At 36.2% G+C, this 24,093-nt stretch carries 25 protein-coding genes; 17 read left to right on the top strand and 8 right to left on the bottom strand.

Annotated features, from left to right (window positions below; translation table 11 throughout):
• Positions 1-21: 21 nt before the first annotated feature.
• The 4 genes from NAT51_RS02160 to NAT51_RS02145 form a co-directional block, all read right to left on the bottom strand.
• Positions 22-900, bottom strand: coding sequence for a pirin family protein (locus NAT51_RS02160; RefSeq protein WP_250594651.1), 879 nt, complete (start codon positions 898-900; stop codon positions 22-24).
• Positions 901-993: 93 nt separating this feature from the next.
• Positions 994-1,677 carry a hypothetical protein gene (locus tag NAT51_RS02155; RefSeq protein ID WP_250594649.1) on the bottom strand — a complete coding sequence of 228 codons (684 nt, stop codon included), beginning with the start codon at positions 1,675-1,677 and terminating at the stop codon, positions 994-996.
• 78 nt (positions 1,678-1,755) lie between these two features.
• Positions 1,756-4,182, bottom strand: a complete 2,427-nt coding sequence (gene pheT / locus NAT51_RS02150; RefSeq protein WP_250594647.1) for a phenylalanine--tRNA ligase subunit beta — start codon at positions 4,180-4,182, stop codon at positions 1,756-1,758.
• A 122-nt stretch (positions 4,183-4,304) separates the two neighbouring features.
• Positions 4,305-5,507: a cytochrome-c peroxidase gene (locus NAT51_RS02145; protein ID WP_250594645.1), complete on the bottom strand. Its 1,203-nt coding sequence runs from the start codon at positions 5,505-5,507 to the stop codon at positions 4,305-4,307.
• A gap of 121 nt (positions 5,508-5,628) precedes the next feature.
• On the opposite strand from NAT51_RS02145, the gene fabG reads away from it, so the two are divergent.
• The 14 genes from fabG (at position 5,629) to NAT51_RS02075 (ending at position 18,898) form a co-directional block, all read left to right on the top strand.
• Positions 5,629-6,375 (top strand): 3-oxoacyl-[acyl-carrier-protein] reductase, encoded by a 747-nt coding sequence (gene fabG / locus NAT51_RS02140; protein ID WP_250594643.1) that lies wholly within the window; start codon positions 5,629-5,631, stop codon positions 6,373-6,375.
• 75 nt (positions 6,376-6,450) lie between these two features.
• Complete coding sequence (locus NAT51_RS02135; protein ID WP_250594641.1) at positions 6,451-8,478, top strand: hypothetical protein; 2,028 nt, start codon at positions 6,451-6,453, stop codon at positions 8,476-8,478.
• Positions 8,479-8,734: 256 nt separating this feature from the next.
• Positions 8,735-9,574 (top strand): DUF4846 domain-containing protein, encoded by an 840-nt coding sequence (locus tag NAT51_RS02130; protein ID WP_250594639.1) that lies wholly within the window; start codon positions 8,735-8,737, stop codon positions 9,572-9,574.
• Positions 9,575-10,309 carry a M15 family metallopeptidase gene (locus NAT51_RS02125; protein ID WP_250594636.1) on the top strand — a complete coding sequence of 245 codons (735 nt, stop codon included), beginning with the start codon at positions 9,575-9,577 and terminating at the stop codon, positions 10,307-10,309. It begins immediately after the preceding gene.
• Between the two features lie 33 nt (positions 10,310-10,342).
• Entirely contained in the window at positions 10,343-10,813 is a 471-nt protein-coding gene (locus tag NAT51_RS02120; RefSeq protein ID WP_250594634.1) for a hypothetical protein, read from the top strand.
• Between the two features lie 264 nt (positions 10,814-11,077).
• On the top strand, positions 11,078-11,935 hold the full coding sequence (gene hisG, locus NAT51_RS02115) for an ATP phosphoribosyltransferase (protein ID WP_250594632.1): 858 nt from the start codon (positions 11,078-11,080) through the stop codon (positions 11,933-11,935).
• 13 nt (positions 11,936-11,948) lie between these two features.
• Complete coding sequence (gene hisD, locus NAT51_RS02110) at positions 11,949-13,241, top strand: histidinol dehydrogenase (RefSeq protein WP_250594630.1); 1,293 nt, start codon at positions 11,949-11,951, stop codon at positions 13,239-13,241.
• Positions 13,231-14,274, top strand: a complete 1,044-nt coding sequence (gene hisC, locus NAT51_RS02105; protein ID WP_250594628.1) for a histidinol-phosphate transaminase — start codon at positions 13,231-13,233, stop codon at positions 14,272-14,274. Before hisD ends, hisC begins: the two co-directional genes overlap by 11 nt.
• Positions 14,267-15,391, top strand: coding sequence for a bifunctional histidinol-phosphatase/imidazoleglycerol-phosphate dehydratase HisB (hisB, locus tag NAT51_RS02100; protein ID WP_250594627.1), 1,125 nt, complete (start codon positions 14,267-14,269; stop codon positions 15,389-15,391). Before hisC ends, hisB begins: the two co-directional genes overlap by 8 nt.
• The gene (gene hisH / locus NAT51_RS02095; protein ID WP_250594625.1) at positions 15,391-15,975 is read left to right on the top strand and encodes an imidazole glycerol phosphate synthase subunit HisH; all 585 of its coding nucleotides are present in this window, start codon (positions 15,391-15,393) and stop codon (positions 15,973-15,975) included. Before hisB ends, hisH begins: the two co-directional genes overlap by 1 nt.
• Positions 15,976-16,095: 120 nt before the next feature.
• Positions 16,096-16,830 carry a 1-(5-phosphoribosyl)-5-[(5-phosphoribosylamino)methylideneamino]imidazole-4-carboxamide isomerase gene (hisA, locus tag NAT51_RS02090; protein ID WP_250594623.1) on the top strand — a complete coding sequence of 245 codons (735 nt, stop codon included), beginning with the start codon at positions 16,096-16,098 and terminating at the stop codon, positions 16,828-16,830.
• Between the two features lie 2 nt (positions 16,831-16,832).
• Positions 16,833-17,588, top strand: a complete 756-nt coding sequence (gene hisF, locus NAT51_RS02085) for an imidazole glycerol phosphate synthase subunit HisF (protein ID WP_250594621.1) — start codon at positions 16,833-16,835, stop codon at positions 17,586-17,588.
• A gap of 1 nt (position 17,589) precedes the next feature.
• Positions 17,590-18,189: a bifunctional phosphoribosyl-AMP cyclohydrolase/phosphoribosyl-ATP diphosphatase HisIE gene (gene hisIE, locus NAT51_RS02080; protein ID WP_250594619.1), complete on the top strand. Its 600-nt coding sequence runs from the start codon at positions 17,590-17,592 to the stop codon at positions 18,187-18,189.
• A gap of 43 nt (positions 18,190-18,232) precedes the next feature.
• Positions 18,233-18,898, top strand: coding sequence for a DUF2461 domain-containing protein (locus NAT51_RS02075; RefSeq protein WP_250594617.1), 666 nt, complete (start codon positions 18,233-18,235; stop codon positions 18,896-18,898).
• Here NAT51_RS02075 and NAT51_RS02070 read toward each other — a convergent pair.
• Positions 18,892-19,293, bottom strand: coding sequence for a glyoxalase (locus NAT51_RS02070; RefSeq protein ID WP_250594615.1), 402 nt, complete (start codon positions 19,291-19,293; stop codon positions 18,892-18,894). The two genes, NAT51_RS02075 and NAT51_RS02070, sit on opposite strands and share 7 nt — an antisense overlap.
• 93 nt (positions 19,294-19,386) lie before the next feature.
• On the opposite strand from NAT51_RS02070, the gene NAT51_RS02065 reads away from it, so the two are divergent.
• Both NAT51_RS02065 and NAT51_RS02060 read left to right on the top strand, forming a co-directional pair.
• Positions 19,387-19,806: an NUDIX domain-containing protein gene (locus NAT51_RS02065; RefSeq protein WP_250594613.1), complete on the top strand. Its 420-nt coding sequence runs from the start codon at positions 19,387-19,389 to the stop codon at positions 19,804-19,806.
• The gene (locus tag NAT51_RS02060; RefSeq protein WP_250594611.1) at positions 19,803-20,201 is read left to right on the top strand and encodes an acyl-CoA thioesterase; all 399 of its coding nucleotides are present in this window, start codon (positions 19,803-19,805) and stop codon (positions 20,199-20,201) included. Before NAT51_RS02065 ends, NAT51_RS02060 begins: the two co-directional genes overlap by 4 nt.
• A 1-nt stretch (position 20,202) precedes the next feature.
• Here NAT51_RS02060 and NAT51_RS02055 read toward each other — a convergent pair whose 3' ends face one another.
• From NAT51_RS02055 to NAT51_RS02045, 3 genes are read right to left on the bottom strand one after another with little or no spacing between them, the layout of a single operon-like run.
• Entirely contained in the window at positions 20,203-20,718 is a 516-nt protein-coding gene (locus NAT51_RS02055; protein WP_250594609.1) for a GNAT family N-acetyltransferase, read from the bottom strand.
• Positions 20,719-20,730: 12 nt separating this feature from the next.
• Positions 20,731-21,993, bottom strand: coding sequence for a mechanosensitive ion channel family protein (locus tag NAT51_RS02050; RefSeq protein ID WP_250594607.1), 1,263 nt, complete (start codon positions 21,991-21,993; stop codon positions 20,731-20,733).
• The gene (locus NAT51_RS02045) at positions 21,986-22,270 is read right to left on the bottom strand and encodes a DUF3817 domain-containing protein (RefSeq protein WP_250594605.1); all 285 of its coding nucleotides are present in this window, start codon (positions 22,268-22,270) and stop codon (positions 21,986-21,988) included. Before NAT51_RS02045 ends, NAT51_RS02050 begins: the two co-directional genes overlap by 8 nt.
• A 196-nt stretch (positions 22,271-22,466) precedes the next feature.
• Between NAT51_RS02045 and NAT51_RS02040 the strand changes: the two genes are divergently transcribed.
• On the top strand, positions 22,467-24,005 hold the full coding sequence (locus NAT51_RS02040) for a DEAD/DEAH box helicase (protein ID WP_250594603.1): 1,539 nt from the start codon (positions 22,467-22,469) through the stop codon (positions 24,003-24,005).
• Positions 24,006-24,093 lie beyond the last annotated feature (88 nt).

Raw genomic sequence — 24,093 nt, 5'->3', positions numbered from 1 at the left:
CAGATTGATAAAATTTGGCCATTAGTTTTCTAAATGACCAAATTTTCCATTATTGAAATCGTCTATTGCCTGAACAATTTCTTCACGTGTATTCATTACAAATGGTCCATGCGGAAAAATAGGTTCGTTGATGGGTTCACCGCTCAAAACTAAAACCACTGCATTTTCAAGTGCTTCAATAGTAAAGTCTTCGCCTTCGTTTTCAAACAAAACAAAATGATCGGTTGGTACAACTTCTTCATTATTCACTTTTACACTTCCCTCGATAACCAGTAGAGCAGTGTTATAATGCGCCGGAAATGAAAAGCCTGCTTTGCCTCCTTTATTCAGTTTTGCATTTTGCATATGAACCGGTGTAAAGGTTGAAGCCGGGCCGTTTACATTTTCATAACTACCGGCAATCACTTCGATGAAACCGGCATTATCCGGAAGTTCAAAGCGTCCCATTTCTACATTGGCTATCGCCTGGTATTTTGGATTGCTCATTTTATCTTTTGCCGGTAAATTTACCCAAAGTTGTACCATCTGAAATTCTCCTCCGGTTTTGCTGAATTCTTCTTCATGATATTCTTTATGCAATACGCCCGAAGCCGCTGTCATCCACTGTACATCACCTTCACCTATGATTCCGCCACCTCCTGCGCTGTCGTGGTGTGCTACTTTTCCTTTATAAGCAATCGTAACGGTTTCAAAACCACGGTGCGGATGAACACCAACTCCTTTAGGAATCTCAGAAGGAGGGAAGTTATATTTTGAATTGTAATCTAACATGATAAACGGACTCATACGTTCCATATCCAAACGATAACCGCTCGGGATAAAATTGTGCACTCTAAAACCATCACCAACAAAATGCGGTGCTTTTGGTTCGGCTACCAATTCGATTTTTTTTGTTGTCATTGTTTCCTATTTTTTAAATGATACCCAAAGGTACTCCGAATATTCACGGATACACTTAATCTAGGTTAAGAAAAGGATTGCTAAAACTAGAGGCTAATTGTAATAAATACTGTCCCAATTACTCACACTGAAATGTTTTCCCTTCCAGAAGAAATAATATATATATATGGCACAGTAGGTTTTGAAGATAAAGAGGAAAGTAATCATTTTTATGGTAGAATACGTTTCGGTACCCAGTTTTTCATAAGGTAGCATAAAGGTTGTGGCAATACTCAAGAGTAAAATGAACGCAAGTAAATTACCGAAGTTTCTATAAGGTAGAGCTTTCCATTTTCGCAACGGACTCAAATCGTTTCCCCACTTATAGATTAAATAGTAATAATCATTTCCCATGGGAACAAAAAGTAAAGGATCGTCATAATTTTTGAGTTTCAAAGCTTTTGCCGTTGCGAGTATTTTAAAGCTGTGCAGGGATGTTTTGTGATCAATTTCGAGTTGTCGGATTTTGATATTGGCTTCTTCTGGAATGTCTAATTTGTAGTATTTACTGTTTAAAAAGCGTAACCTGTAAGTGATGCATATTTTCCGGATGGTATCGATATGGAAAACCTTATCGTTTTCTAATTTGTTGATGTACAGTTTATTGACGAGTGTATATTGATCTGAATCATTAGTATCAAGTACAGATTGTGTAAATTGAAGCAAAGAAGATTCATGACCCGGTTTTGAGTTTTCCCGTATTAAAACGTCTTTAATATTAACCTTGTTAAAAAACATAACACAATCTATATGTCACTAAGTTAGTGATTTACAGATTGTGTTACAATAAAATAACTGTATTTAACAGTTGGAAAATTATCTTAAACTGGCTCCTAATTCGGTTTCAAAAGACTGGGTCAGTTTACCCATTACTTTATCAATCTGAGCATCAGTCAATGTTTTTGAACTGTCTTGTAATGTGAAACTTACAGCATATGATTTTTTACCTTCGGGCAAGTTTTTACCTTGGTAAACGTCAAATAAATCAATTTTCTTTAATAAATTTTTCTCAGTTGCTTTCGCTAAATCAAAAATTTTAGAAAATTCAACTTTATCATCCAATAACAATGCTAAATCACGTCTTACTTCTGGATATTTAGAGATCTCTGTAAATTTAATTCCGTTTGCTGAAATATTTTTTAAGATCGAATTCCAATTGAAATCTGCAAAGAAGACATCCTGCTTGATATCAAATTGTTTTAAAATGGTTTTCTTGATAGTTCCAAATTCTACTAAAGTCGAATTCCCAGACTCATAAACCATACCTTCAGCAAAAACATCAGTTTTCAACGGACTGGTTACTAAAGTTTTGGTCAAACCTAAGCGCTCTAAAATACCTAAAATATAACCTTTGAACAAGAAGAAATCTGATGGCTTTTGCGCACCAGTCCAACTTTCACTGTTTCGATTCCCTGTTACGGTTAATGTCAAATGGGCATTTTCCTGATAACCGGATAGTAATTTATGGTAAGATTTACCGAATTCAAATAATTTTAAATCGGAATTTCTTCTGTTAATGTTGAACGAAACAGCCTCTAAAGCCGAAAATAATAACGATTGACGCATCGCAGACAAATCACCGCTTAACGGATTTAACATCAATACATTGTTGCTTTCATTGATGCTGTCGCTTAACGCAACATAAGAAGGAGTTGTCAGGGAATTGGCCATCATTTCGTTGAAACCGTTTCCAACCAATAATCCTGCAACTATATTTTGTATTTTATAATCTTCGGTTCTTGCGGAATGCGCAGTTGTAGCGTTTAGTTTTTGGGTAAACTGAATGTTATTGTATCCGTAAACACGTAAGATTTCTTCGATTACGTCAATCTCACGGGTTACATCCACACGATAAGCAGGAACTACAAGTCCTAAACCAACTTTGGAAATACTATTTACTTTAATATCCAATGAAACCAAAATGTTTTTAATTTCATCATCCGGAATAGTTTGCCCGATTAATTTATTAACTTTTTCTAAGTTTAATAAAACCTGATGGTCTTCAACTTTTTTAGGATATACATCTATAATGTCAGAAGTCATATCACCACCGGCAACTTCTCTGATTAAGATGGCTGCACGCTTTAAAGCATATTCTGTAATGCTTGGATCAATTCCTCTTTCAAAGCGGAATGATGCATCCGAATTAATTCCGTGACGCTTTGCTGTTTTTCTTACCGATACCGGATTAAAGTAAGCACTCTCCAGGAAAATAGAAGTGGTGGTTTCATTAACCCCTGAATTCTTTCCACCCATAACACCTGCAATACATAACGGACCTTTTTCATCATAAATCATGATGTCTTCAGCACTTAAAGTACGTTCAGCATCATCCAGTGTGATGAATTTTGCTCCTTCTTCTGCATTTTTAACAATCACTTTTCCGTGTATTTTAGAGGCATCAAAAGCATGTAACGGCTGTCCCAATTCATGCAATACATAATTAGTAACGTCAACTACATTGTTTTTAGGAGTAAGCCCAATGACTTTCAAACGGTTTTGCAACCAAGCTGGTGAAGGACCAACTTTCAAATCGGAAATGGTAACACCACAATATCTTGGTACTAATTTATTATCCTCAACTTTAACATCGATCTTAAGTGTTCTTTTTTCTACTTTGTACGAACTTACAGAAGGTGTAATCAATTCAACGTGCTCGTCCTGCTGTAACATACCGGCACGCAAATCGCGGGCAACACCCCAGTGGCTCATTGCATCAGCACGGTTGGGCGTCAATCCGATTTCGAAAACTTCGTCATTTTCAATATTGAATACTTTTGAAGCAGGAGTACCCGGAACCAGCTTTTCATCAAGAACCATGATTCCGTCGTGGCTGTCACCTAATCCCAATTCATCTTCGGCACAAATCATTCCGTGGCTTTCTTCACCTCTGATTTTCCCTTTTTTGATTTCAAATGCTGCACCTTCCTTATCATATAATTTAGTACCGATAGTGGCAACAGGAACTTTTTGTCCCGCAGCAACATTACTGGCACCACAAACGATCTGAACAGGAGATTCGCCTCCAAGGTCAACGGTTGTGATTTTAAGTTTATCAGCATTCGGATGTTGTACACATGTAAGAACGTGTCCCACAACGATACCTTCCAAACCTCCTTTAATAGATTGGTATTTTTCAATTCCTTCTACTTCCAGACCTAAGTCAGTCAACATTGCTCCGGTTTTTTCCGAATCCCAATCCGTTTTAATAAATTGCTTTAACCAGTTATATGAAATCTTCATTTTTTTAGTGCGTATATTTTTAAGAAAGGCAAAGATAGTTATTGCATTCGGAGTATAAAAAAAGTTGCCAGTTTTTTAAAAGTATTTTTCAACAAAAAAGCGCTTTTTACGGCGCTTTACTGTTAATTGGGAAATGGAGAAGACCATTTGGGATCGGTATAAACATTTGAACCGGATAATGTTCTGAGAAAAGCAATGACTCCGTTTACTTCGTTTGCAGTAAGATGAAGTTGCTGTCCATGGCCGTTTGGCATTAGTCTTGGGTCTAAATTTGTGTTTCCGGGAGCTACGTTTATCGTGCCATAATGGCCAATGGCAGCCTGTAAACTTGTTATGACTCCTGTATGCATGAAATTACCGTTTAAAGTTCCGTCCTGTTTCACTAAATCTCTTAATGAAGGAGCGCGGGTAATGGTGATGTCAATGCCAGTACCTTCTAATGTTCCAATGATACCATTGTTTTTTGAATTCGGGTCAATATCAAACTCCGGTGCAGCATGACAAGCGGCACAACCTAAACCACCGCTGGTTCTGTTTCCGGTAGCATCAAAAACAGGGGCAGTTAAAAATAAGTTTTTACCATTGTTCTCCTGCTGGCTAAAGTTTGGGAAGGGTTGGCCGTCATTAGCTACCTGTGCTCTTCCAATGTCATATTTTGAATCAAACGACTGAATACTTCTCACAAACTGTGCTAACGCCAATTGAATCTTGTTTTCTGTAATTCCTTCAGTTCCATAAGCAAACTTAAATAACTCTTTATAATAAGGTATTGCGTTCAGTTTGGCAATTAAACCGGACATGTTTTGATCACCTTCGGTACCGCTGAAGCCCATTTCAATATGGTTCTGGATGGGTTGGGTAGTCTGGAATTCCAGGGTAGTGGCTCTTTCATCCCAGAAAAATTTGGATTCCCTTGCAAATCGCGAATTCACAAGACGCATGGAATGTCTGGGAGTGGTTCCGTTAACTCCTGTGCTGGCAGTATTGCTGTCACTGAAAGCATTGGCCTGCTGGTGGCAACTGGCACAGGAGATAGTATTGTTTGAAGAAAGGTTTTTGTCGTAAAAAAGAACACGCCCCAAAGTTGCTCCTTTATCGGTTATCGGGTTGGGTACTGAATTGTCTTTAGTAATGTAATTCGGAACAGCCTGATTCGCATAATTGTATAGATTTGCTAAATCCAAATTAGCACCGAAGGCAGCAGTAACGTTTGGATATTCATCTTCAGGTATGGGTTCATACTCATTTTCATCACTACTGGAACAGGAAGGAAAAAGAATGCAGATCACGGGAATAAAAAACAGTTGTTTCAGAAATACTTTCATGGGGTTGGTTTTAAGGTTTGAACTAAGACATTGCCCGCCATAAAAGGTTTAATTGTAAAATCAATTTTTTTTGTTTTAAAATAGTGTATATTTGGCTTCTTTAAAATATTAATATTTAGATATGAAGTTATTAGAAGGAAAAGTAGCAATTATCACAGGCGCAAGTAGAGGAATTGGTAAAGGAATTGCCGAAGTTTTTGCTAAAAACGGAGCTAATGTAGCTTTTACTTACAGTTCATCAGCCGAATCAGCTTTGGCTCTTGAAAATGAATTAACTGCTTTAGGTGTTAAAGCTAAAGGATACAAATCAAATGCAGCCGACTTCAACGAAGCGCAAAAATTAGTGGATGATGTATTGGCAGAATTTGGAACTGTAGATGTTTTAATCAACAATGCAGGTGTTACTAAAGACAACCTTTTAATGCGTATGTCTGAAGAAGATTTCGACGCAGTAATCGATATCAACCTTAAATCTGTTTTCAATATGACGAAAGCGGTTCAGAAAACAATGTTGAAAAACCGTGCCGGTTCTATTATTAACATGAGTTCTGTTGTTGGTGTAAAAGGTAATGCAGGTCAGGCAAACTACGCTGCTTCTAAAGCAGGTATGATTGGTTTCTCAAAATCAATCGCTTTGGAATTAGGATCGCGTAATATCCGTTGTAATGCAATTGCGCCGGGATTCATCGAAACTGAAATGACTGCAAAATTAAACGAAGATGTGGTTCAGGGATGGAGAGATACTATTCCTTTGAAAAGAGGTGGTTCTCCGGAAGATATCGCTAACGCATGTGTGTTCCTGGCTTCAGATATGAGTGCTTATGTAACAGGACAAGTGTTAAACGTTGACGGGGGAATGTTAACCTAATTTAGACAATAGACCTTTGGGATTAAAAGATTCTTATTATCTTTAACTCCTATTCTTAATGTCCGGAAATAAAAAATGAATTTCAGTACAATTTTACTTTTACTATCTGCAATTGTTTTATCTGCTGGAATTGCATTTTACCAATATTTATACAAGGCTAAAAACCATTCAAAACTGAATCGGTTTTTAGCTTTTTTACGTTTTCTGACTATATTCCTGATTCTAGTATTGCTGATTAATCCGGTAATTTCAAGAAAAACGTACGAAACAAAAAAAACACCGCTTCCCGTCATTGCTGATAATTCGGAGTCAATTGCTTTTTTAAACCAAAACCAACAGGCGAAAAGCATTGCAGAAGTATTAAGCAACAATGAAAAACTTAAAGAAAAATACGATCTTCAGTTTTTTTCTTTTGATGAAGACCTGAATTCAGGAAAACCACTTGATTTTAAAGGAAAGAGATCAAATATTTACAAGGTTTTTGATAACCTGAAACAAATTTACCGTAACCAGAATTATCCGGTTGTCTTGTTGACCGACGGAAATCAAACGCAAGGGGATGACTATGTGTTCAACATTCAACCAGGCATTAATGCTTTCCCGGTTGTCTTAGGGGATACTATCGAACATCTGGATTTGAAAATCAACCAACTCAACACGAACAAATACGCTTTTTTAAAGAATAAATTTCCGGTTGAAGCTTTTCTTTATTATAACGGGAACAAAGCAATCTCAGCAACTTACAGTATTCAGGAAAACGGAAAAACTATTTTCAAACAGAATGTATCTTTTTCTTCTTCAAAAAAATCACAGGAAGTTTCGGTTTTGCTTAATGCTGATAAAGTGGGAGTGCATACTTATAAAGCAGTTATTTCTTCTGCCGAAAACGAAAAGAATAAATTCAACAATGCTAAAAATTTTGCAGTTGAAATCATTGATCAGCGTTCTGAAATTGCTTTAATTTCCAGTATTTCGCATCCTGATTTAGGCGCAATCAAGCGTTCGGTTGAAACTAACGTACAACGCAAAGTAACTTTGGTTAAACCAAATGAAATCAAGTCGTTACAAAATTATAATGTTTTGGTGTTGTATCAACCGAATTCTGATTTCAAATCGGTTTTGGATCAAAACAGCAATCTTAAAATTAACACATTTGTAATTACAGGTGTGAATACCGACTTCAATTTGCTTAACCGCTACCAAAATCATTTTGATTTTAAAATGGTCATGCAAAAAGAGGATTATTCAGCCGATTTTGATTCGGGTTTTAACTTGTTTGCCATCGATAATTTAGGATTTGAACAGTTTCCTCCTTTGGAAAATGCATTTGGAACGATTACGCCTAAAGGAAATACGAATACATTACTTAAATCCAGAATCCGGAATGTAAGTACAGAAAATCCGTTACTGGCTTATACCGAAAACGGCATGAACAGAAATGCTTATCTATTTGGTGAAAACATTTGGAAATGGCGCATGGAAAGTCATTTAAAAGAAAAATCGTTTGAGAAATTTGATGTTTTTCTGGATAAAACAATTCAGTTCCTGGCTTCTAATACACAAAAGAAAAACTTGGTAGTCACGCATGAGAGTTTCTACAATTCAGGTGAAAATATCGTGATTTCAGCGCAATATTTTAATAAAAACTATGAATTCGACGAAAATGCACAGCTTACAATCCAGTTAAAAAATAAAAACAGTAATACGTATAAGGTTTACGATTTCTCAAAGGGAAGCAACGATTTTCAGGTGAATTTCCAGGATCTTGAATCGGGGAATTATAGCTTTACAGTTAAAGAGAAAAGTTCAAATACACAATATACAGGAACATTCCATATTCTTGATTTCGATGCCGAAAAACAATTCACAAATGCTGATTTACCCCGATTAAAACAATTGGCACAAAATACGCAGGGAAAAACATTCGCACCTGCACAGGTGAACGAATTAATCCGTTTCCTGGAAAATAATCCAGACTATAAAGCCGTTCAAAAAGCAGTAGTGACACGCTCACCGTTAATTGACTGGATTTGGGGACTTATAATTCTGGCTCTTTTACTGACAACCGAATGGTTTACCCGAAAATATAACGGTTTACTCTAAAAAGTAAGGCTCGGAAGAAGATAAGTAAGACTCGGAAGAAGACAAGTAAGACTCGGAAGAAGACAAGTAAGACTCGGAAGAAGACAAGTAAGACTCGGAAGAAGAAAAGTAAGACTCGGAAGAAGATAAGTAAGGCTCGGAAGAAGATAAGTAAGGCTCGGAAGAAGATAAGTAAGCCTTGGAAGAAGATTAGTAAGGCACCGACCAAGATAAGTAGACCTCGAAAGAGCATAATCTACATAAAAGTATACTGATAATGAAAGTAAAAGCACTGTTTTTAATTCCGGTTATTGTTTGCATTGGTTTATTATATGCTAATGCAGAAAATAAATCAGTTGAATCAATCGAAAAGAATCAGTCCAACGGGAATACTGTCGGAACTAGATTTTCGGTACCCGCCGGCTTTGAAAGAACAAATGAAAATCAAAATTCTTTTGGTCATTTCTTGAGGAATCTTCCATTAAAAAAAGCAGGAACTTTGGTCAAATACCATGATGGTGATTCAAAACCGGATGATGCGTATGTTGCCGTAGTTGATTTGCCTATAGGTACTAAAGACCTGCATCAATGTGCTGACGCTGTTATGCGGCTAAGAGCTGATTATTGGTTTGCACAAAAACAATACGATAAAATTCATTTCAATTTCACTAATGGTTTCCGCGTAGATTATTCAAAATGGCGCGAAGGTTATCGTATCGCAGTCAAAGGAAATAAAACTTCTTGGGTTAAAAAGACAAAACCTGATAGTTCTGCGAAAGCCTACTGGGATTACCTGGAACAGATTTTTCAATTTGCCGGAACTGCTTCTCTTGAAAAGGAATTGAAACCTGTTGCTTCGGTTTCGGATATCGAAATAGGGGATGTATTCATCAAAGGCGGTTTCCCCGGGCATGCCGTAATTGTTGTGGATATGGCAATAAATAAACAAGGCAAAAAAATGTTTATGCTGGCACAAAGTTACATGCCGGCTCAGGAACTTCAGATTTTAAAAAATACCAATAATTCAAAAATATCTCCTTGGTATAGTGAAGATTTTGGTGAAATGCTTGTAACGCCTGAATGGACATTCAAAAAGTCGCACCTAAAAAGATTTTAAATGAAATTTATCCTTTCAATACTGTTTTTGTGCATTGTAAATAGTTCTGCCGAAGTTCCGCAAGGCGCAGAAAAACTGATTAAGGCCTATCCTGATAAAATCTCGCATTATAAAGACAATAAACTGTTCTTTAAAGATGGTTCGTCAATGATTTATGATGACGGAAAACAAAAGAATGAGGAGGAATTGCTGGATAATCCGGATATTGAGGACCAATTTAAATTTAAATTTAACTATACCACACCCGGAACTAATGACGCAGGAAGAATCCGGAATGAAACTTTTTTTAAAAAAATATATGGCAATTCGAAAGAAGAGGTAGCCAAAAAACTGATTGAAATTATCTGGTGCCCGAAATTAGTGAATCAAAAAATAAAGGTAACAACGGTAAACGACGTTGATAAAGCAATTCTTAAAATTTCAAATGAATTGGATCAACATCCCAATTTAAAACCTTATCTTTCAAATATCGGGGGAACGTTCAACTGGCGTAAAATTGCCGGCACAAACCGTCTTAGCACACATAGTTTCGGAATGACAATTGATATCAATACCAAATTTTCGAATTACTGGCAATGGGATTGTAAATGCACAAATGAAAATGCAAAATTGAAGTATAAGAATAAGATCCCACAGCAAATCGTGGATATTTTCAAAAAAAACGGCTTCATTTGGGGCGGAAACTGGTACCATTATGACACCATGCATTTTGAATACCGCCCGGAATTACTCTGATTTTAAACGTAATTAAACCAAACTTAATAGACTATGAACCAAGCACATTACCACATGTTAATCAACCATTTTCCTATTATTGGATTATTCTTCGGAATCGCAATTTTAGGATATGGAATGTTTAAGAAAAATGCATTGTTGATCAATATCGCTTATGTCATTTTTATTTTCTGTATGATTATGGGGAAAATCTCAATGATGACGGGTGATAAAGCAGAACATTTTGTTGAAGAAATGCCCGGATTTTCACATGATTTAATCCACGAGCATGAAGAAGCAGCTGAAGGTTTTATGAAATTGATGTATGTGGTGGGTTTAACATCGATTCTCGGACTTTTCGTTAATTATAAGAAGCATAAGAAAGCACTTTTAATGTCGTTTTTAGTATTTACAGTTGTGGTTGTGGCACTTATTTTGTCAGGTCCTGTAGGAACTTCGGGTGGTGAAATACGCCACTCTGAAATACGCGAAACGCCTGCTGTTACAACTGATCCCGCTAAATAATGGCTTAGTTGTGAAGCAATTAAAAAAGACTTTTTTCAAAAAAGATTTGTTTATTAAAAATTAATTCGCATAAATTTGTGCCAACAAAAAAAGAAATAATGTTTTTAAATCAATTGCATCATCATCATTTATCCCACGCTCGAGCGAGGTAGTGATGATATTGTGTAAAATCATATAACTATAAACCCGTTTGAGTATATCAAGCGGGTTTTTTCATTTTCTGTACTCAACTTCTCTTGATATACTCATTAAATCCTAAACACAATGAGTATTTTAAAAATTGCAATTCAAAAATCAGGGCGCTTAAACGAGGATAGTATCCAAATCCTCAAAGATTCAGGAATTTCCATCGATAATGGAAACGACCAACTAAAAGCTACGGCTACAAATTTTCCACTGGAAGTATACTTCTTACGAAATTCGGATATTCCTCAGTATCTTATCGATGGTGTGGTGGATGCAGCAATCGTGGGGGACAATCTTTTGGTCGAAAAGGGAAGAAACATCCAGGTGGTTGAAAAACTGGGCTTCTCAAAATGTAAGGTTTCTGTTGCTGTACCGAAAAACTTTAATTACAATTCGATAACCGATTTGAACGGACTGCAGATTGCTACTTCTTATCCCAAAACAGTTTCGGCTTATTTTAAAGCAAGACAGGTGGAAATTGATATTCACCAAATATCTGGCTCTGTTGAAATAGCGCCTAACATCGGACTGTCTGATGCCATTGTTGATATTGTGTCAAGCGGCAGTACTTTATTCAAAAACAACCTGAAAGAAGTGGAGGTGATCCTTAAAAGTGAAGCGGTATTGGCTGTTTCTCCATTGATCTCAGATGAATCGAATCAAATTTTGGATAAACTGCTGTTCAGAATTCAATCGGTGCTACGGGCCAGAAAATCAAAGTATATACTGATGAATGTGCCGAATGAAAAGATTCAGGAAATAAGTAAAATCCTTCCGGTTTTGAAAAGTCCAACGATTATGCCGCTTGCTGAAGAAAACTGGAGCAGCCTGCACTCGGTTATAGAAGAGGAAAAATTCTGGGAAGTGATTGACCAACTCAAAGCTGCCGGTGCGGAAGGGATTTTAGTGTGTCCAATTGAAAAAATCGTTTTATAAATCATCCACAACAATGAAAAAATATAAATATCCAAACAGAACTTTATGGGAATCTTTAACCGTTAGGCCAATTCAAAGCTATGCTGATATTGAGCCAACTGTCAAAAGTATTTTTAAAGAGGTACAGAAAAAAGGGGATAAGGCAATCGCAAAATATACGTCAATTTTTGACGGTGTTATGATTGAAAAGCCAATCGTAACAACTGCAGAAATAGAAGAAGCTGTAAAACTGGTTTCCCCGGAATTAAAAGAAACGATCAATCAGGCAAAATCAAATATTGAAAAATTCCACAAAGCTCAAATAACCCAACGCATCACAGTTGAAACGACTGAAGGTGTACTATGTTGGCAGGAAAAGCGATCTATTGAAAAGGTGGGTTTGTACATTCCGGGCGGTTCGGCTCCTTTGTTTTCAACAGTGTTGATGCTGGCTATACCAGCTAAAATAGCAAACTGTAAAGAAATAATTTTATGCACGCCACCGGATAAAAACGGCTTTGTAAATCCTGCAATTTTATATGCGGCGGCTTTGTGTGGTGTTACAAAAATCTATAAAGTTGGCGGCATACAGGCCATAGCAGGAATGACCTTTGGCACCGAAACTATGGATAACGTATACAAAATATTCGGACCGGGAAACCAATTTGTAACAGTGGCTAAACAGTTGTCAACTCAGTATAATGTAGCTATTGATATGCCTGCCGGACCAAGTGAATTACTTGTCTTTGCTGATGATACGGCCAACACAGCTTTTGTAGCTTCTGATTTATTAAGCCAGGCGGAACACGGTCCAGACAGTCAGGTAATCCTGGTGACAACATCGAAAGAAATCCTAAAATCGGTGGAAGTAGAAATACAAAATCAATTGGAAGCTTTACCAAGAAAAGATATAGCAGCAAAAGCAATCGAAAATTCGAAACTCATTTTAGTAAAAACCAATCAAGATGCCCTGGGTTTCATTAACCAATACGCTCCAGAACATTTGATCATTTGCAGTAAGGATGAAGACTTCTTCATTAGCAATGTGAATAATGCCGGTTCAGTGTTCATCGGGAATTTTACTCCGGAAAGTGCCGGTGATTATGCTTCGGGAACAAATCATACGTTGCCAACCAATGGTTTCGCAAAAAACTATAGTGGCGTTGGTTTGGATAGCTTCCTGAAAACAATGACTTTTCAGAAAATATCAGAGAAAGGAATCCAAAACATAGGAAAAACAATCGAAACTATGGCAAATGCCGAAGGATTGGAAGCTCACAAAAATGCAGTAACAATTCGCTTAAAAACAATCAAAGATGGAAATTAATCAATTAGTCCGAAAAAATATTGCTGCAATGGAGGCGTATTCATCAGCGAGAGACGAGTTCAAAAATTTCGATAAGGAAATGATTTTTCTGGATGCAAATGAAAACCCATTCGATAACGGAATTAACCGTTACCCGGATCCGCAACAGAAAAAACTCAAGCACCAACTTTCAGTCTTAAAAAATATTCCTGAAAGTCAGATCTTGTTAGGTAACGGTAGCGATGAAGTACTGGATTTATTAATCCGTGCCTTTTGTGAACCCAATCGTGATAACGTAATCACTTTGCCGCCTACATACGGGATGTATGGGGTTTTGGCTAATCTGAATGCTGTAGAAAATAGGGAAGTAATATTGCTTGATTCATTTCAGCCGGATATCGATAAGATTTTGGAGGTGATTGACAACAATACCAAAATAATTTTTATCTGTTCGCCAAATAATCCAACAGGTAACTTAATTGAGGAAGATAAAACAATAACGCTTTTGGAAAATTTCAACGGATTGATAGTGCTGGATGAAGCCTACATCGATTTCTCAGATGCAGAAAGTTGGATTTTAAAACTGGAAAACTATAAGCAGTTGGTTGTCACACAGACACTTTCAAAAGCGTATGGAATGGCTGGAATCCGTTTGGGAATTTTATATGCTTCTGAAGAAATTATTGATGTTCTGAATAAAATAAAACCACCTTATAATGTTAATGCATTAACACAGTTGGAAGCAATAAAAAGATTAAATAAAAATCAAGTTGCAAAAGATGAAATTGTAAGTATTAAAAGGGAAAAAGAAATTCTATCTAAACAATTGCTTGAAGTAAAATTCATTGAAAAAGTCTATCCGTCTAATGCAAATTTCATCCTTATAAAAGTAGATAACGCAACAAAACGCTATAACCAATTACTGGCAAACGGATTCGTAATACGAAACAGGTCATCACAGCCTTTGTGTCAAAATTGCCTCCGGATTACTGTTGGCAACGAAGAAGAAAACAAACAATTAATCAAAACTTTAAAAACAATACAAAATGGGTAAGAAAGTTTTATTTATCGATCGCGACGGAACTATTATAATTGAACCGGATGACAAACAAATTGACAGTTTGGAAAAGGTACTGTTTTATCCGAAGTGCCTTTCATATCTAAGCAAAATTGCAGAGGAAACGGAGTATGAATTGGTCATGGTCACCAATCAGGACGGATTGGGAACTGCAAGTTTCCCGGAAGATACCTTCTGGCCGGCTCATAATTTTATTATTAAAACATTTGAAAATGAAGGTGTTGTCTTTAATGAAATATTGATCGATAAAACGTTGCCTTCTGAAAATGCTCTAACAAGAAAGCCGGGAACAGCTATGCTTACGGAGTATTTTTCCGAAGCGTATGATCTTGAAAATTCATTTGTCATCGGTGATCGACTAACTGATATCGAATTAGCTAAGAATCTCGGAGCCAAAGCAATTCTTATAAATGAATCTGCTAACGGACTTTCAGCAAACCTCAATGGTTTAGAGTCAGTTCTGGCTTTGGAAACCACAGATTGGAAAAATATTTATAACTTCCTGAAATTGAATTCAAGAACAGTTTCAATCGAAAGGATAACGAAAGAAACAGATATCAAAATATCGTTAAACCTGGATGGCAGCGGCAAAAAAAATATCAACACAGGAATTGACTTCTTCAATCACATGTTGGAACAAATAGCCGTTCACGGACAAATGGATCTGGACATTGCGGTCAATGGTGATCTGGAAGTAGATGAACACCACACGATTGAGGATACGGCCATTGCTTTGGGTGAAGTTTTCGGTAAAGCTTTGGGAACCAAATTAGGAATTGAACGCTACGGATTTTGTTTGCCCATGGATGATTGTCTGGCGCAGGTTGCAATTGATTTTGGTGGTCGAAACTGGTTGGTCTGGGAAGCCGAATTCAAACGTGAAATGATAGGAAAAATGCCAACTGAAATGTTTTTCCACTTCTTTAAATCATTTACAGACGGCGCAAAATGCAACCTGAATATCAAAGCAGAAGGTACAAATGAGCACCACAAAATTGAAGCAATTTTCAAAGCATTTGCCAAAGCCATGAAAGCGGCTGTAAAACGAGATACCGAAAAAATGATTCTACCATCAAGCAAAGGAATTTTATAATGGAAATAGCAATTATAGATTATGGTGCCGGAAATGTACAAAGTATTCTTTTTGCACTGGAAAGATTGGGATATAAAGGTGTTGTGACCAATGATCATAATTTCATCAAAGCAGCCGATAAAGTAATATTTCCCGGTGTGGGAGAAGCTTCCAGTGCCATGAAAAAACTGAAAGAAAATGGTTTGGATTTGTTGATTCCAACACTAAAACAACCTTTGTTGGGAATTTGCCTCGGTATGCAATTGTTGTGCAAATCCTCGGAAGAAGGAAACACAGATGCTTTGGGGATTTTTGATACAGAAATCAGACGGTTTTCGAATAAAGTTAAAGTGCCGCAAATAGGTTGGAACACCATTTCAAATTTAAAGTCACCTTTGTTTGAAGGAATCCTGGAAAATGAGTACATGTATCTGGTGCACAGTTATTATGCACCGGTTTGTAACGAAACCATTGCTACAACAAATTACGATTTGGAATATACCACAGCTTTACAAAAAGATAATTTTTCAGGTGTGCAGTTTCACCCGGAAAAGAGTGGGAAAGCCGGGGAAAAACTGTTGCTGAATTTTTTAAAAAATAAGTAGGGCGTTACCCAAGGGTCGGGCTTTCGGCACTCGCTTTTTTATTTGCCTTGCTAAACGCCACGGCAAATAAAAAGAGCTCAGACAAAGCCTCAATCCCTAACGCAGATAAAACATTAAATTATGAGAATCATACCGGCCATAGACATCATCGACGGAAAATGTGTCCGTCTTACAAAAGGGGATTATGAAACCAAAAAAATATACAATGAAAATCCGCTGGAAGTAGCTAAAATGTTTGAAGCACACGGCATTGAAAACCTACATCTGGTAGATCTTGACGGTGCAAAATCAAACCGGATTATCAATTACAGAATTCTGGAACAGATTGCTTCGAAAACCAAATTGAAAATTGATTTTGGTGGTGGTTTAAAAAGTGATAACGACCTATGTATTGCCTTCGAATCGGGAGCCAATCAAATTACGGGAGGAAGTATCGCAGTAAAAGAACCTCAAGTGTTCCAAAATTGGATACGAACGTATGGTGCTGATAAAATTATTCTGGGAGCTGATGTCAACGAAGGAAAAATTGCCGTCTCAGGCTGGTCCGAAAACAGCGGAGAGTCATTTATTCCTTTTATTCAGGATTACATTTCTGAAGGAATTCAATATGTAATCTGTACAGACATCAGTAAAGACGGAATGCTAGAAGGACCCGGCTTTAATGTGTATCAGGAAATTATGATTAATTGTAAATCGTCACAATTAAAACTAATTGCCTCAGGTGGAATTTCAACAATTGACGAATTACCGCAATTAGCCCAATTAGGTTGTGAAGGAACCATCATCGGAAAAGCAATTTATGAAGGAAAGATTTCATTAAAACAATTGGAAAATTTTATCATTAAAAAACAATAGTAATGCTGACTAAAAGAATTATTCCGTGTTTGGATATAAAAAACGGCAGAACGGTTAAAGGTGTCAATTTTATCAATCTGAAAGATGCCGGTGATCCGGTTGAATTAGCTACAAAATATGCTGGGAATGGCGCTGATGAATTGGTTTTTTTGGATATTTCAGCAACTGAAGAACGAAGAAAAACGCTGATTCCGTTAGTGAAAAAAGTAGCGCAGACTATAAATATTCCGTTTACAGTAGGCGGCGGGATTTCGTCTGTAGAAGATGTGAGATTGCTTCTGCAAAATGGTGCCGATAAAGTTTCGGTTAATTCGGCAGCAGTAAAAAATCCACAACTAATTAATGATTTGGCCCGGGAATTTGGTTCACAATGTGTTGTCGTGGCTATTGACGCTAAAATGGTGGAAAACCAATGGAAAGTGCATTTGGCAGGAGGGAAGGAGCCAACCGACTTAGATCTTTTCGATTGGGCAAAAGAAGCTGAAGAAAGAGGTGCAGGAGAAATTCTCTTTACTTCCATGAACAACGACGGAACCCAAAATGGTTTTGCAAACGAAGCTTTGGCTAAGTTGGTTTCTGTTGTGAATATTCCGGTCATAGCTTCTGGTGGAGCAGGCAGCAAACAGGATTTTGCAGATGTTTTTAATTATGGAAATGCAGATGCGGCTTTGGCGGCAAGTGTTTTCCATTTTGAGCAGATTCAAATCCCAGAACTTAAACAATTTTTAAAACAACAAAACATCACAATCAGACTATAATATGAAACCCGATTTTTCAAAAAACGATAACGGTTTGGTACCGGCCATTATTCAGGATACGGAAACCAAAACTGTGTTAATGCTTGGTTATATGAATGAGGAAGCATTTAATAAAACATTGGAAATTCAGAAAATAACTTTCTTTTCCCGTTCAAAACAACGTTTATGGACTAAAGGAGAAGAAAGTGGGAATTTTCTAGAATTGGTAAATTATAAAACCGACTGTGATAATGATACATTATTGTTTCAAGTCAAACCATTAGGACCAACCTGCCACAAAGGAACTGATACCTGCTGGGCCGAAAATAACAATTCAAACAGGCAATTTCTTTCAAAACTGGAAGAAACCATAGAAAACAGAAAGAAAAGCAAACAATCTGACACAAGTTATGTGGCTTCTTTATTTCAAAAAGGAATCAATAAAATTGCCCAAAAAGTAGGAGAGGAGGCAATTGAAATGGTAATTGAAGCAAAAGACAGTAACGATATTTTATTTTTAAATGAAAGTGCCGATTTACTATTTCATTATTTAATTCTTTTGCAGGCTAAAGGGTTTAAAATGAAAGATGTAATATCAGTTTTAGAAGAGAGGTCCAAATAATTTGTAAAATTGAAATGGAATTTGGTATTTTTAAAAGAAAAAAATGATTTCAAAAACGGAATTGGATTTCCTTTCAGAATTAGCTCAAAACAACAACAGGGATTGGTTTAACGATAATAAAAAACGTTTTGAAAAACACCATGATGCGATCAAATCATTTTTTGGAAGTATTCATCAGGAACTCGGTTCCCGTGATAACATTGAAAAAATGCAAATTCACCGAATTTACAGGGATATACGTTTTTCGAAAGATAAAACGCCTTATAAAAATAATTTTAGCGTCAGTTATGACAGGGCTAAACCATATCTCCGCGGAGGATATTATTTGCATATTCAACCCGGTGCCAGCTTCATTGGAGGCGGTTTTTGGGAACCTAATGCAGAAGATTTAAAACGGATCCGTAAAGAGTTTGAATTGGATGACAGCATCATCCGTTCTATAGTTTCTGAGGAAAATTTCATTAAATATTTCGGTACGTTGCAAGGCGCAGAATTGAAAACTGCACCGAAAGATTTTGACAAAGAACACCACGCAATTGATTTGATTAGGAAAAAGCAATATTTGGTTTACCGCCGTTTTTCAGACAAAGAAGTAACTGCGGCTAATTTCAAAAACGAAGTTTTGGATACTTTTCAAGCAATGCGACCGTTTTTTGATTACATGAGTGATGTACTCGGAACAAATCTAAACGGAGAAAGCATTTATTGATTGCATTCTTCGAACAATTGTACGTGACTTTTAAGCCTTTCAATTAATAAATTCATCATTCTTTTATTGAGGTTTGATGAATTTTTTATGTATTCCAAATATTCATTGACCGTAAAAAGAGCGATAACCATTCCTTTCAGTGAATTTCTGAACTTAATATCCTTTTGGATCACATTCTCAATGTAAGTCATTTTCTTTTCGGGTGATAGCGCAAAAAAAACATTCTTCTGCTTAATGGCATAATTGATAAAAACCTGAACAAATAAATCATTCTGAAGTTTTAATATAGGTCTAATGGTTTGATTTTGGAAAGCTTCTTCACTGGATGACTGAGTGTTGACTGTTCCTAAAGTTTCGCCTCTCCATTCCAGGAGTTGTGTGTCTCGGGATTCCATGATCTTTGTTTTTCTTAAATTTACGAAAAATGTAGCCTTCATAGGAAAATACATTCGAAAGTTATTAGTAATTTAGTGTTGAAAACCTATTATATGTATACTTCCAAAATTTTTGTTACTGTTGATGTTGTCCTTATCAAAGAAACCAATCCCAAACAGATTTTATTGATTAAACGGAAGAATGATCCATTTCAGAATTGTTGGGCTTTACCCGGAGGTTTTGTTGATGAAAACGAAGATTTGGTAGTGGCGGCAAAACGGGAATTGGAAGAAGAAACACAAATTAAAGTTAGCAATTTGGAACAATTGAAAGCTTATGGGAAACCCTTCCGTGATCCCCGGAACCATGTCGTTTCAATCGCTTATTTTGGAATAGCAAACGAGAATACTGAAGCTAAAGCATCTGATGATGCTGAAGATTGTAATTGGTTTGAAATTAATGATTTACCAAATTTAGCATTTGATCATCTGGACATCATCAAAGATGCCATTCAAAAACATAATTTACTATGAGATTTCACACAAGAAAATGGGTTAAACCCGAAGACTTAAATCCTAATCATTCTCTTTTCGGGGGGAAATTATTAGCCTGGATTGACGAAGAAGCAGCTTTGTATTCCATTGTTCAACTGGAAAACCCGAGAGTGGTTACAAAACACATGTCGGAAATTAATTTTATCAGTTCCGCCAAGCAGGGAGATATTGTTGAAATTGGTCTGGATGTGGTTAAATTCGGAAACTCTTCATTAGTATTAAAATGTGAAGTACGGAATATGATGACGCGTGAAACCATTATTACTATTGATACCATCACAATGGTAAGCTTGGGCGAAGATGGAAAACCGAAAGCACACGGTAAAACACAGGTTGAGTACGTTCGTAACAGAATAAAAAGTGTAGAGGATTAAATTAGAAGCGGTATCTGAATCCGAATACTTCCAGATTCCCTTGCATAAAATCTAAATCTTCGGATCTTTTAAAACCAATTTTTTCATACATGCCCCAGGCCGGTTTCATGGCCATGGTGGTATGTATGATTACCTGATCCAGATTCATTTCTTTGGCTTTTTCAATACATTTCAGTGTCAGCAATTTACCTAATCCCAAGCCTCTGGCTGAATCTCTGACCGCTAATAATCTGAAACCAGCTGAATTCTTTTCTGAAGTTGCAGTTCCGCCAGAACCATAATATTGCATATCTCCGAGGAAAACAACTCCTGCCAATAATTCATCAATTTCATTAAAGGCTCCAATTAATTCGGTTTTATCTTTTTGGGTAAAATCTCCAACATTCAGCAGTAAATTATAATAAGCCGGTTGCTCTTCCGGTTTTGGAAAACCTTCAAGCTGTGAATAAACATCAACCAAGAGTTGGCCCAATTTCTGAAATTCTTCCGGTTTGACATTTCTGATGATAAACCCCATAATATTATTCAATTAAGCTTCACTGATAGCGTTTTTGCTGGATGGCATTTCAAAAACTTCCAAATCAAAATAAACGACAGAAGCCAGGATATGATCAAAAATATCACTCATGATATACTCGTAGTTTTCAAATCGTTTATCTTTTGAAAAAGCATAAACTTCCAAAGGAATTCCCTGTGATGTTGGCTGGAGATGACGGCATAACAGCAACATATCTTTGTTTAATCCCGGATAATTTTCAAGGTATTTAGTCAAATACTTACGGAATAACCCAAAATTAGTAAGATTTCGTCCATTGATTGACAAGGTTTTGTCAACCTCATGCAATTCGTTATGCTTACGGATGTCAACTTGTTTTTTCTCTATATATGAACTGATCAATTGGATTTTTTTGAAATCTTCCAATTCCTCTTCGCGGACAAAACGGATTGAATTTGTTTTGATCAATACGTGCCTTTTGATGCGTCTTCCGTCTGAATTAATCATTCCCCGCCAGTTTCTGAAACTATCAGAAATAAGACTGTATGTTGGAATTGTAGTCGTTGTATTGTCAAAGTTTCGGACTTTCACTGTGGCAAGATTGATTTCAATTACATCACCGTCGGCACCAAATTTATCCATTGTAATCCAATCACCAATACGGATCATGTCATTAATGGAAACCTGTACACTGGCGACGAAACCTAAAATAGTATCTCTGAAAATCAATATGACAACAGCAGAAACCGCCCCTAGCGTTTTTACTAAAGTATCGGTACCAATGTCCATGATTTTAGCGACAATAATAATGGCGCCTAAAATCCAAAGCAATATCATGATAACCTGAACATAACTGTCAATCGGTTTATCACTGTATTCTGTTTTACTTTTTAGATGATCACGGAATGCACGAAGTATCGATTGTACAATCCAAATAACCAAAAGAACGATATAAACAGCAACAAGACGGCCGAATATAGTTTCCCAGGAAGTGAAATCCTCTAAAATAATGGGTACCGATTTATAAATATAAATCAGCGGAATTAAGTGTGAAATATATTTAGCTGTTTCATTTGAGACCAATAAATCATCAAATTTAGTACGTGATCGTTTTGCTACGATTGCCATTATGGTTACCAAAACAAAACGGAAAACCATATACATCACATAAGCAATACAACTTAATACAACGATATTGACAGCCAGACTGAAATAAGACGCAATTGTCTCATTAAAATCCAGTTTCATTAACAATTTATAGCACCAGCCAAATATTTTTTCGGAGAATTTAAGCATTTCTTAAATATTTCTTTTCAATGTAAAAAGTACCAAACGGAGGAATAGACGCTAAACATATTACAGCATATTTCTTCCAATTCCAACGATCAACAAATTTCAATATAGTAGCCATTATAATATACACGCTAAACAATAAACCGTGTGCCATACCTATATAGCGAACAAAAACCGGCATATCAAAAGCGTATTTCATTGGCATTGCAAAAAAGAAAAGTAATAGGGCCGAAATTCCTTCAATTAAGGCAAGAAATTTAAAATTTTTAACTGTAATCATGGATAAATGGATTGAAAGTGAAAATTACAAACACAATTAAGCTGTAATTATTATGCAAAGAAAAGAAATCTTTTATTAAGTAGGAATTCACAGATAGGAACAAATTAGTTAAAAAAAAATTAAAGTAAATTTTTATTCGAAAAAGTACTAGATAACAGTTTTTTAGACGTACTTTTGCAAAAATCGATAAAAACAGATGTCTAATCCAGATTTGGAAACCAAACCATTAGAACGTAAAGAGCTTTACAGCTACCAGAAACGTGACATCAGCGCTATTTTCGACCGGATGGACGAAGTAGAGCCCAACTGTCATCTGCTTTATCAATTACCAACAGGAGGAGGGAAGACGGTAATTTTCTCTGAAATTGTCCGCAGGTATCTTGAATACCACAATAAAAAAGTGATGGTTCTGACCCACAGAATTGAGCTTTGCAAACAGACTTCCAAAATGTTAGACGGATTTGGTGTTAAAAATAAAATCATCAATTCCAAAATCAAAGATTTACCGGATCAGGGAGAATATTCATGTTTTGTTGCGATGGTTGAAACCCTGAAAAACCGTTTAAATGATGAGAAACTTGAAATCGAAGATATTGGTTTGGTTATCATCGATGAGGCGCATTATAATTCGTTTCGCAAATTATTCTCTTTTTTCAAAAACTCTTTTATTTTAGGGGTTACAGCAACACCTTTGAGCTCCAATATCAAGTTACCGATGTATGAAAATTACAAAGAACTGATTGTTGGTGATCCAATTAATAAACTGATTGAAAACGGCTATTTGGCAAAAGCTAACACCATGAGTTATGATGTTGGTTTACAAAGTCTTAAAATTGGTATTAATGGTGATTACACAGTAAAATCTTCTGATGAATTATACTCACAACTGGATATGCAGAGTAAATTGCTTCATGCATATGAGGAAGTTTCCAAAGGCAAAAAAACGCTTATTTTCAATAATGGAATCCATACATCATTATATGTCCTGGATACTTTTACTGAAGCGGGTTACACCATAAGACATCTTGATAACACCACATCTGCGGAGGAAAGAAAAGAAATTTTGAGATGGTTCAAACATACACCGGATGCTATTTTGACATCGGTTGGAATTTTAACTACTGGTTTTGATGAACCAACAGTTGAAACCATTATCATAAACAGAGCAACGAAATCCTTAACGCTGTATTTTCAGATGATTGGCCGTGGTTCACGTTTATTGCCAAATAAGAAAGAATTCAATATTATTGATTTAGGTAATAATGCAGCTAGATTTGGACTTTGGGACGCACCGGTAGACTGGCAGCATATTTTTAAATCTCCGGAATATTATTTGGAAAATCTTCGTGAAGATGCTGAAATTGAAATGCACTTCAAATATGAAATGCCTGCAGAAATCAGAGCTTTATTCAAAAATTCCGTAATTGAAGAATTTGATATCGAAGAAGCTTTTAAACAGGCTATCAAAAAAAATCTACGACCAAAAACAGTTATTGATGATTCAATTGATCAGCATGCATTAATGTGTGTTGAAAATTCAGATGATTTAAACGAAGCAAAAAGATTAGCAAAACATTTAGAAGAATCTGCCGCATACAGAGTCAAAATATTTTGCCGTTGTTTGTCAAATTCCACAAAAAACTACAGAGACTGGCTTATCGAAGAATATAAAAAGAATCTCCAATTGAGTATTGGTAAAAAATTCAGGGAAAGATTGTTTAGTATGGCCGATTAATAATCGGTTATATTTTTGAACTATAATTTATATTATGTAAAATAGAAAAATTTTAATTACACTTCTTTCTTACAGATTTTGTGCTTAC

The sequence above is a fragment of the Flavobacterium amniphilum genome, from assembly GCF_023634845.1.
Lineage (GTDB): Bacteria > Bacteroidota > Bacteroidia > Flavobacteriales > Flavobacteriaceae > Flavobacterium > Flavobacterium amniphilum.
Note: the sequence above shows the minus strand (reverse complement) of the source record. Positions and strands in the feature narration are given on the sequence as shown.

Bases quoted from the DNA above. Each gene is read 5' to 3' on its own strand.
- NAT51_RS02130 (WP_250594639.1), top strand. From the start codon at position 8,735: ATGAAAGTAAAAGCACTGTTTTTAATTCCGGTTATTGTTTGCATTGGT.
- hisD (WP_250594630.1), top strand. From the start codon at position 11,949: ATGAAAAAATATAAATATCCAAACAGAACTTTATGGGAATCTTTAACC.
- fabG (WP_250594643.1), top strand. From the start codon at position 5,629: ATGAAGTTATTAGAAGGAAAAGTAGCAATTATCACAGGCGCAAGTAGA.
- NAT51_RS02155 (WP_250594649.1), bottom strand. From the start codon at position 1,677: ATGTTTTTTAACAAGGTTAATATTAAAGACGTTTTAATACGGGAAAAC.
- NAT51_RS02120 (WP_250594634.1), top strand. From the start codon at position 10,343: ATGAACCAAGCACATTACCACATGTTAATCAACCATTTTCCTATTATT.
- hisG (WP_250594632.1), top strand. From the start codon at position 11,078: ATGAGTATTTTAAAAATTGCAATTCAAAAATCAGGGCGCTTAAACGAG.
- NAT51_RS02050 (WP_250594607.1), bottom strand. From the start codon at position 21,993: ATGCTTAAATTCTCCGAAAAAATATTTGGCTGGTGCTATAAATTGTTA.
- NAT51_RS02145 (WP_250594645.1), bottom strand. From the start codon at position 5,507: ATGAAAGTATTTCTGAAACAACTGTTTTTTATTCCCGTGATCTGCATT.
- hisH (WP_250594625.1), top strand. From the start codon at position 15,391: ATGGAAATAGCAATTATAGATTATGGTGCCGGAAATGTACAAAGTATT.
- hisB (WP_250594627.1), top strand. From the start codon at position 14,267: ATGGGTAAGAAAGTTTTATTTATCGATCGCGACGGAACTATTATAATT.
- NAT51_RS02055 (WP_250594609.1), bottom strand. From the start codon at position 20,718: ATGGGGTTTATCATCAGAAATGTCAAACCGGAAGAATTTCAGAAATTG.
- NAT51_RS02060 (WP_250594611.1), top strand. From the start codon at position 19,803: ATGAGATTTCACACAAGAAAATGGGTTAAACCCGAAGACTTAAATCCT.
- NAT51_RS02135 (WP_250594641.1), top strand. From the start codon at position 6,451: ATGAATTTCAGTACAATTTTACTTTTACTATCTGCAATTGTTTTATCT.
- pheT (WP_250594647.1), bottom strand. From the start codon at position 4,182: ATGAAGATTTCATATAACTGGTTAAAGCAATTTATTAAAACGGATTGG.
- hisA (WP_250594623.1), top strand. From the start codon at position 16,096: ATGAGAATCATACCGGCCATAGACATCATCGACGGAAAATGTGTCCGT.
- hisIE (WP_250594619.1), top strand. From the start codon at position 17,590: ATGAAACCCGATTTTTCAAAAAACGATAACGGTTTGGTACCGGCCATT.
- hisF (WP_250594621.1), top strand. From the start codon at position 16,833: ATGCTGACTAAAAGAATTATTCCGTGTTTGGATATAAAAAACGGCAGA.
- NAT51_RS02065 (WP_250594613.1), top strand. From the start codon at position 19,387: ATGTATACTTCCAAAATTTTTGTTACTGTTGATGTTGTCCTTATCAAA.
- NAT51_RS02040 (WP_250594603.1), top strand. From the start codon at position 22,467: ATGTCTAATCCAGATTTGGAAACCAAACCATTAGAACGTAAAGAGCTT.
- NAT51_RS02045 (WP_250594605.1), bottom strand. From the start codon at position 22,270: ATGATTACAGTTAAAAATTTTAAATTTCTTGCCTTAATTGAAGGAATT.
- hisC (WP_250594628.1), top strand. From the start codon at position 13,231: ATGGAAATTAATCAATTAGTCCGAAAAAATATTGCTGCAATGGAGGCG.
- NAT51_RS02070 (WP_250594615.1), bottom strand. From the start codon at position 19,293: ATGGAATCCCGAGACACACAACTCCTGGAATGGAGAGGCGAAACTTTA.
- NAT51_RS02125 (WP_250594636.1), top strand. From the start codon at position 9,575: ATGAAATTTATCCTTTCAATACTGTTTTTGTGCATTGTAAATAGTTCT.
- NAT51_RS02075 (WP_250594617.1), top strand. From the start codon at position 18,233: ATGATTTCAAAAACGGAATTGGATTTCCTTTCAGAATTAGCTCAAAAC.
- NAT51_RS02160 (WP_250594651.1), bottom strand. From the start codon at position 900: ATGACAACAAAAAAAATCGAATTGGTAGCCGAACCAAAAGCACCGCAT.